Annotated in this window: 6 protein-coding genes; 5 read left to right on the top strand and 1 reads right to left on the bottom strand. The window is 43.5% G+C overall.

The genetic code is table 11. The annotated features are described in order from the left end of the window. Positions 1-145 precede the first annotated feature (145 nt). The 5 genes from I4V84_RS08375 (at position 146) to I4V84_RS08395 (ending at position 6,078) form a co-directional block, all read left to right on the top strand. Complete coding sequence (locus I4V84_RS08375) at positions 146-1,132, top strand: ABC transporter permease (protein ID WP_118579276.1); 987 nt, start codon at positions 146-148, stop codon at positions 1,130-1,132. Between the two features lie 10 nt (positions 1,133-1,142). Continuing rightward, positions 1,143-2,885 carry an ABC transporter permease gene (locus I4V84_RS08380; protein WP_226836499.1) on the top strand — a complete coding sequence of 581 codons (1,743 nt, stop codon included), beginning with the start codon at positions 1,143-1,145 and terminating at the stop codon, positions 2,883-2,885. 152 nt (positions 2,886-3,037) lie between these two features. Continuing rightward, on the top strand, positions 3,038-4,090 hold the full coding sequence (locus I4V84_RS08385) for an ABC transporter ATP-binding protein (protein ID WP_334285095.1): 1,053 nt from the start codon (positions 3,038-3,040) through the stop codon (positions 4,088-4,090). Then, the gene (locus I4V84_RS08390) at positions 4,083-5,090 is read left to right on the top strand and encodes a dipeptide ABC transporter ATP-binding protein (RefSeq protein ID WP_195991587.1); all 1,008 of its coding nucleotides are present in this window, start codon (positions 4,083-4,085) and stop codon (positions 5,088-5,090) included. The genes I4V84_RS08385 and I4V84_RS08390 overlap by 8 nt, the downstream gene beginning before the upstream one ends. Positions 5,091-5,748: 658 nt before the next feature. Beyond that, on the top strand, positions 5,749-6,078 hold the full coding sequence (locus I4V84_RS08395; RefSeq protein WP_118584332.1) for a hypothetical protein: 330 nt from the start codon (positions 5,749-5,751) through the stop codon (positions 6,076-6,078). 161 nt (positions 6,079-6,239) lie between these two features. Here the strand turns inward: I4V84_RS08395 and I4V84_RS08400 are convergent, their stop codons facing one another. Next, complete coding sequence (locus I4V84_RS08400; protein ID WP_118584331.1) at positions 6,240-6,917, bottom strand: GTP pyrophosphokinase family protein; 678 nt, start codon at positions 6,915-6,917, stop codon at positions 6,240-6,242. Positions 6,918-7,127 lie beyond the last annotated feature (210 nt).

The following is a 7,127-nucleotide window of genomic DNA, read 5'->3' on the forward strand; positions in this document are numbered from 1 at the left end:
TTGTGACGCACATCTTGCAGAAAGCCTTTTTCAAACATGCTCTGGAACCCGGCCCGGTAAAACGGACAGAACCGGCAGGACACACTGCCAGTAAGAACAAGGTAAGTCAGTCTTCCCGCCCGATACTGAAAGGATAATTTATATAATGAAAAAATTTATTGTACGTCGTGTACTTCTTGGAGCGATGATCCTGTTCTTCGTTTCCATGATCATTTATTCAATTGAGAGAGCCCTTCCGACTTCTTATGTAGAGGGAAGAGCCCGTGATATGTCAATGAAACAGGGCGCGAAGCCCTATGATGAGCTGGTTGCTGAGTTAAATGCCGCTTATGGACTGGATAAGCCGGTTCTGGAGGGCTATTTTATCTGGCTTGGAAAAGCTGTTCATGGTGAATTTGGAGAATCCTGGATTTTCCATCAGCCGGTAAAACAGAAATTTGCCAGCGTTATCTGGTATTCTTTTGCTCTGGCACTGGCCTCCTTCCTGTTGGAAATTATCATTGCCATACCTTTGGGTATTATATCGGCAACGAAGCAGTACAGCAGGATTGATTATGCAGTTACCGTTTTTGCATTGATCGGTATTTCGCTGCCGTCCTTTTTCTTTGCTACCATTTTGAAATGGATTTTCTCTATTAATCTGAAATGGGTTGACCTGTATGGTATCGTAAGCCGTATGCATGAGTCCTATGGAAGTGTAGGTAAGGTACTGGATATGGCACAGCATATGATCCTTCCGGTTATTACGCTGACTATCGTAAGTGTTGGTTCCCTTATGCGTTATACCAGAACCAATATGCTGGAGGTTCTGAATGCAGATTATATCCGTACTGCCAGAGCGAAAGGTGTTCCGGAGAAAAAGGTGGTTTCTCATCATGCATTCCGCAATACTCTGATTCCGATCATCACCATCCTTGGAAGTACACTTCCGAACCTGTTCGGTGGAGCGATGATCACAGAGACTTTGTTCCAGATTCCGGGAATTGGATATACCTCCTACCAGGCATTAACTCAGGGAGATATTCCGTTTACCATGTTCTATATGGTATTTCTGGCATTTCTGACATTAACCGGCAATCTGATCGCAGATATCCTGTACGCTGTGGCAGATCCAAGGGTACGAGTAAATTAGGAGGAAAAACATGAGTACAGATCCAACAAAGAAAAAAGACGATCATGTCAGTACCTCCAAGGCACTGGATGATGAACAGCGTGTAAAAGTCCTTTCACCAGGAATGCTTGTTGCAAAGCGTTTCTTCCGCAATAAACTGGCTGTGGCAGGACTTGTAATTCTGGTAGCGATGTTTTTGTTTTCATTTATAGGTGGTATGGTAAGCCCTTACAATGAAAGCCAGGTATTCCGTAAAACAGATCATGTATGGAAAGACTATGCGGGAGCTACCTATAATAAATCTTATATTTTTACAACAGCAAATGGTGCAGAATTTCCTGCGCAGGGACAGCAGAAATTTATTCTTGCTACAAACAAGGGAAATGATTCCTTTGAAGCAAATGATGTAACCTACGGATTGGAACAAAAAGGTGAAGATTACTGGGCAATTTATTCTTCAGAATCAGTAGCAACCGTTCTTACACTGAAAGGAAAATCTACTTATAAACAGGTTGGAAATACAGAAATAACAGATGAAATCAAAGAAGGCTATGAAGAGGCTGTGGCAAATGATGCCAATACCTTTGAAGTAGATGGAACTACCTATACAATTGAGAAGGCCGGACGTGAGAATCAGATCACAATTTCCGGCGAAGTTGCATTTGCAACCAAGAAAGTATTCAGCGCAGCAACGAATGATGCAGAGATGGGATTTGATTTCCAGCAGGCAGCACTTGATGCAATTGAAGCAGGAGATGCTTTTTTTGAATACGATGGCGCAACCTATGAGCTGACTACAACAGAGAAAGAGACATCCACAGAGGTTGTAAAGGATGGCGAAGTTTATGCTACTGTTTCCAATCTTCTGGTATCTCCTCAGGCAAAGGGTGTGTTCCTTTCTCTTTCCTTTAAAGAAGCAGTAGAACAGGCAATTGCTGACAAAGCTTCTACATTTACAGCTGTTAATGAGGCTGGCGAAGAAGAAACCTATCAGCTTCAGACCAAGAATACACAGTATGTTGTAAGAAGCCAGAAAGCAACTACTGTAAATGATACTTATTCCGGACCAAGCAAAAAGCACTGGTTAGGAACAGACGGAAACGGTATGGACATGCTGACCAGACTGATGTATGGCGGACGTATTTCCCTGATGATCGGTTTCGTTGTTATCATTATTGAAGGTATTATTGGTATTCTGATCGGTGGTGTGTCCGGTTATTTTGGAGGATGGGTAGATACCATTCTCATGCGTGTGGTTGATGTTGTAATCTGTATTCCGGCAATGCCGCTGTACATTATCATCGGTTCTGTTATGGATTATTACAAAATTGACCCGCGAATCCGAATTTATGCACTTTGTGCAATTCTTGGTATCGTAGGATGGCCGGGAATTGCCCGTATGGTTCGAGGTCAGATCCTGTCTCTTCGTGAGCAGGAATTTATGGTTGCTACAGAAGCTACCGGTGTTCGTATTTCAAGACGTATTTTCCGTCACCTGATTCCGAACGTTATTCCACAGCTGATCGTTATTGCAACAATGGGACTTGGTGATGTTATCCTGATGGAAGCAACTCTTAGCTTCCTTGGAATCGGTGTTAAATTCCCATACGCTTCCTGGGGTAATATTGTAAATGCGGTAAATGATGTATACGTATTGACCAACTTCTGGTTCGTATGGATCCCGGCCGGATTCTTAATCCTGCTGACCGTTCTTGGATTTAACTTTGTGGGTGATGGTCTTCGTGATGCATTTGACCCGAAAATGAAACGGTAGGTGCGAATATGGCATTATTTGGTAAGAAAAACGCAAACTATATCTCAGCTAAGGAAACCAAAAGAATCTCCAAAGAGAATCGAAAGATCACCAATGAGATAGAGAAGAAGAGAAACAGAAAGAATATTCCGGAGTCAGAGTATATCACTACCATGAAGAATCCGGAAAACGTAGTTGAGTTTGACAATGTTCATACTTATTTCTTTACAGATATTGGAACTGTTAAAGCCGTTGATGGTGTAAGCTTTGAAATTCCTCAGGGAAAAACAGTTGGTGTTGTTGGAGAATCCGGTTGTGGAAAGTCTGTAACTAGCCTTTCCCTTATGCAGCTGGTACAGCGTCCTCAGGGACAGACCGTAGAAGGAGAAATCCGTTTTAATACTGGCGACAAGGTTTACAATATTGTAAATACTCCTACAAGTGAAATGCAGAAGCTTCGCGGAAATGAGCTTTCCATGATTTTCCAGGAGCCTATGACTGCACTGAATCCGGTATTCCGCATTGGAGAGCAGGTTGATGAGATCACCAAGCTTCACAATCCGGATATGAGCAAAGAGCAGGTAAAGGCCAGAACCATCGAAATGCTGAAGCTGGTTGGAATTGCCAACAGTGAGGGCGTTTATAAGATGTATCCTCATGAGCTTTCCGGTGGTATGCGTCAGCGTGTATGTATCGCAATCGGTCTTGCTTGTAATCCAAGACTGATCATTGCTGATGAGCCTACCACAGCTCTTGACGTTACAATTCAGGCGCAGATCCTGGATCTGATGCGTAACCTGAAGGATAAGATCAATTCTTCCATTATGCTGATCACTCATGACCTGGGTGTTATTGCAGAGATGGCAGATTATGTAGTTGTTATGTATGCTGGCCGTGTAGTTGAGAAGGGTACTGCAAGCGAGATCTTCAAGAACCCGTCTCATCCATACACCATTGGACTTATGCGCTCCAAACCGGTTGTAGGCAAGAAGGTTGACAAGCTTTACAGTATTCCAGGTAAGGTTCCGAACCCTATTGATATGCCGGATTACTGTTATTTCCGTGACCGTTGTGAACTTAGCTGTGACAAGTGTCAGGGAAGCTATCCAGGCGTGATCAAATTAAGTCCTACACATGAAGTAAGCTGTTACCGTTATGCAGACCGTCCGGAAGCCGGATGGCTGGCGAATGTTCATCCAGGGGAAGGGGGCAAAACTCATGAGTGAGAATAAGACAGCAGAAAATACAAAGAATCAGCAGTCCGATAACATTCTGGAGGTATCCCATCTTAAGAAATATTTCCCGATCAAGGGTGGAATGTTCGGTAAGCAGGTTGGAGCCGTAAAAGCAGTTGATGACGTTTCTTTCACATTAAAGAGAGGAACCACGATGGGTCTGGTTGGAGAGTCCGGATGTGGTAAATCTACCACAGGAAGAACCATCTTAAGGCTGATTGAGAAAACAGACGGACAGGTTCTCTTCAACGGAAAAGATGTTTACGGTCTTTCCAATAGAGAAATGCGCGATATGCGTACCAAGATGCAGATCATTTTCCAGGATCCATATTCTTCCCTTTCCCCAAGACTGCCGGTTGGCGAGATCATCGGGGAAGCTGTAAGAGAGCATAACCTGGTTCCCAAGTCTGAATATGCAGATTATGTGACCAAGATCATGGATGACTGTGGACTTCAGTCTTATCATAAGGACCGTTATCCACATGAGTTCTCTGGTGGACAGAGACAGCGTATCTGTATTGCGAGAGCACTTGCATTGAATCCGGAGTTCGTTGTGTGTGACGAGCCGGTTTCTGCACTTGATGTTTCTGTACAGGCGCAGATCATCAACCTGTTAAAGGAACTTCAGGAGAAGAGAAATCTGACTTATCTGTTTATCTCTCATGACCTGTCGGTTGTAGAGCATATTTCCGATACTATCGGAGTTATGTATCTGGGGGGACTGGTTGAGACTGGTACCACAGCAGATATTTTTGCAAATCCTCTTCATCCGTATACAGAGGCTCTGTTCTCTGCTATTCCTATGCCAGACCCGGATCTGAAGAGAAACCGTATCATCCTGGAGGGAAATATTCCATCCCCAGCGAATCCGCCTAAGGGATGTAAGTTCCATACCAGATGCCGGAAGTGCATGGAGATTTGTAAGAATCAGGTGCCTGAGGTAAAAGATATGGGAAATGGGCATAAGGTGCGCTGCCATCTGTATGACTAAGAATAAAGCAGGCCAGGGATTACCTGGTCTGTTGCTATTTAGTGTGTTGAAAGTTGTTCAAGGCGGACGCATTCGGACAATGGTGATTGCTCACTCGCCGGCGCAACGCTCCAGCGAACTAACTGCTAACTGCAACTAAATCGTTCAGGAGAGCCTTCACGATTAAGTCTCCGTAAGCAGTGGATTTCGCCTACGCTAAAACCGCGCCTGAAATGGCTCGCTAGAGCAATCACCATTGCCCGAATGCTGTGTACTGTCTGGGACTTATTTGTGCATAGGAACTTTCGACAGGGGGGAGGGGGAGTGATTGGTTTCCCGATACTTTTTTGACAACGATAGATTAAAAAAAACAATAAAGTTGCGGGATACCAACTACTTCACCCCACCCGCGTTGTTGTCGTTACTGTTTCTTTCTTCTCTTTCCAGTAACCAGCGATTTTGCAATGTATATTCGCAAGCCGCGCATTTTAGGAGCGGTTTTAGTGGAGGCGAGATCCATGACTTACGGAGACTTAGGCGCGAAGGCTTTCCTGAGCGTCTTAGTCGTAGTTAGTCATTAGCTTGCCGGAACGTTGCGACGCGCGGCGGTGAATATACATTGTAAAATCGCGTCTGGGATAACGACCAACACATTAAATAGCAAAACAGGAGGTTCTACATGGGAAAAAGAAAAAAAGAAGAATTGCCCGATTACACAGTAGCCAATATGGATGTGGATGGTATGCCCTGGAATTCCAGAAGACCATGGCAGATATTTCCTGGCGATCCATCTAAGAGCAGAAAAGAATTTGATGTAAAAGTACCGGAACCGGGAATGGAAAATGAAGTACCGGATGATCTGAGCGCTTTTCAGAATCCGCCGATGACGAAGGAAGAAAGAAGAGGAATCATCTGGCTTTCGCTGAAGGCGTCACTGACTGTGGGACTGATCTTTGGAAGTGCGGCATTTTTGTTTATTTTATTCTGTGTATTCGTGTGGCTGAAATAAAAGAGAGATTGTCAGAGAAAAAGTTTATTCTTACTTACGTTATATTATTTCGTAATAATAGAATACTAGTGCCGAATTGAAAAGTTTCTAAAGTTTCGGCTAAAAAATAGCGGCAGACAATTAATTTTGTCTGCCGTAAAATTATGTAGATTGAGCCTGTCTTAAATATCATGAAACATGCCAATCTTATTCTTAATCTGCTGCATTTCGTTATCCGTTTCGATTACTGCCTGCGCCGAGCGGAGCAGTTCTTCACTGATCTCTGCATATCCTGGCAAGTCCTCGATTCCCTTCTTGTAGCGGAGCTGATGCTCCAATGTAGCCCAGAAGTCCATGCCGTTGGTGCGGATCTGAAGTTCTACTCTCATAGGTGTTTTCCCCTTGGAGAAGAATACAGGAATCTCCACTATCATATGATAACTACGATAACCATTTGGTTTCGGATTCTTGATATAATCCTTGATTTTAATAACTTTAATATCATCCTGTCCGGCAATCAGATTGGCCACTGTGTAAATATCGTCAATGAAAGCACAGACCACCCGGACTCCAGCCACGTCATTTAACTGTTCCTGAATATTCTCTGCTGTAAAATCATATCCCAGCTTCTGCAGTTTCCGGTAAATACTTTCTGGTTTCTTTATCCTTGTCTTAATAAAAGATATGGGATTTCGCTTATACTCTACTGAAAATTCATCATCCAGAACTTCCAGCTTGGTCTGTACCTCCCGGATGGCACATCTATACATCATCATCAGATCATTAAATTTTGCTGCATTTTTGATAAAACGCTGCGGATCTGGCGTATCCAGCCAGGGCGCTTTCTTTTCTTCTGACATAATTAATTCTTTCAACCTCTCTACAAGTAAAATGCTGAGCCCCCGTCAAGAGCTTCTCATATTGTTTATTATAGCGGAATTTTTATAAAGAAGCAACGTATTGAATTGCTATTTAGTTGATTAAAAGTTCTTTAATGCGGACGCATTTGGACAATGTGTATTACTCACTCGCCGGCGCAACGCTCCAGCGAACTAATCGCTAACTGCGAC

This window comes from Ruminococcus sp. 1001713B170207_170306_F1, assembly GCF_015668065.1.
GTDB lineage: Bacteria > Bacillota > Clostridia > Lachnospirales > Lachnospiraceae > Blautia_A > Blautia_A faecis.

Coding starts and splice junctions, on each gene's coding strand:
- I4V84_RS08375 (WP_118579276.1), top strand. CDS start 146: ATGAAAAAATTTATTGTACGTCGTGTACTTCTTGGAGCGATGATCCTG.
- I4V84_RS08380 (WP_226836499.1), top strand. CDS start 1,143: ATGAGTACAGATCCAACAAAGAAAAAAGACGATCATGTCAGTACCTCC.
- I4V84_RS08385 (WP_334285095.1), top strand. CDS start 3,038: ATGAAGAATCCGGAAAACGTAGTTGAGTTTGACAATGTTCATACTTAT.
- I4V84_RS08390 (WP_195991587.1), top strand. CDS start 4,083: ATGAGTGAGAATAAGACAGCAGAAAATACAAAGAATCAGCAGTCCGAT.
- I4V84_RS08395 (WP_118584332.1), top strand. CDS start 5,749: ATGGGAAAAAGAAAAAAAGAAGAATTGCCCGATTACACAGTAGCCAAT.
- I4V84_RS08400 (WP_118584331.1), bottom strand. CDS start 6,917: ATGTCAGAAGAAAAGAAAGCGCCCTGGCTGGATACGCCAGATCCGCAG.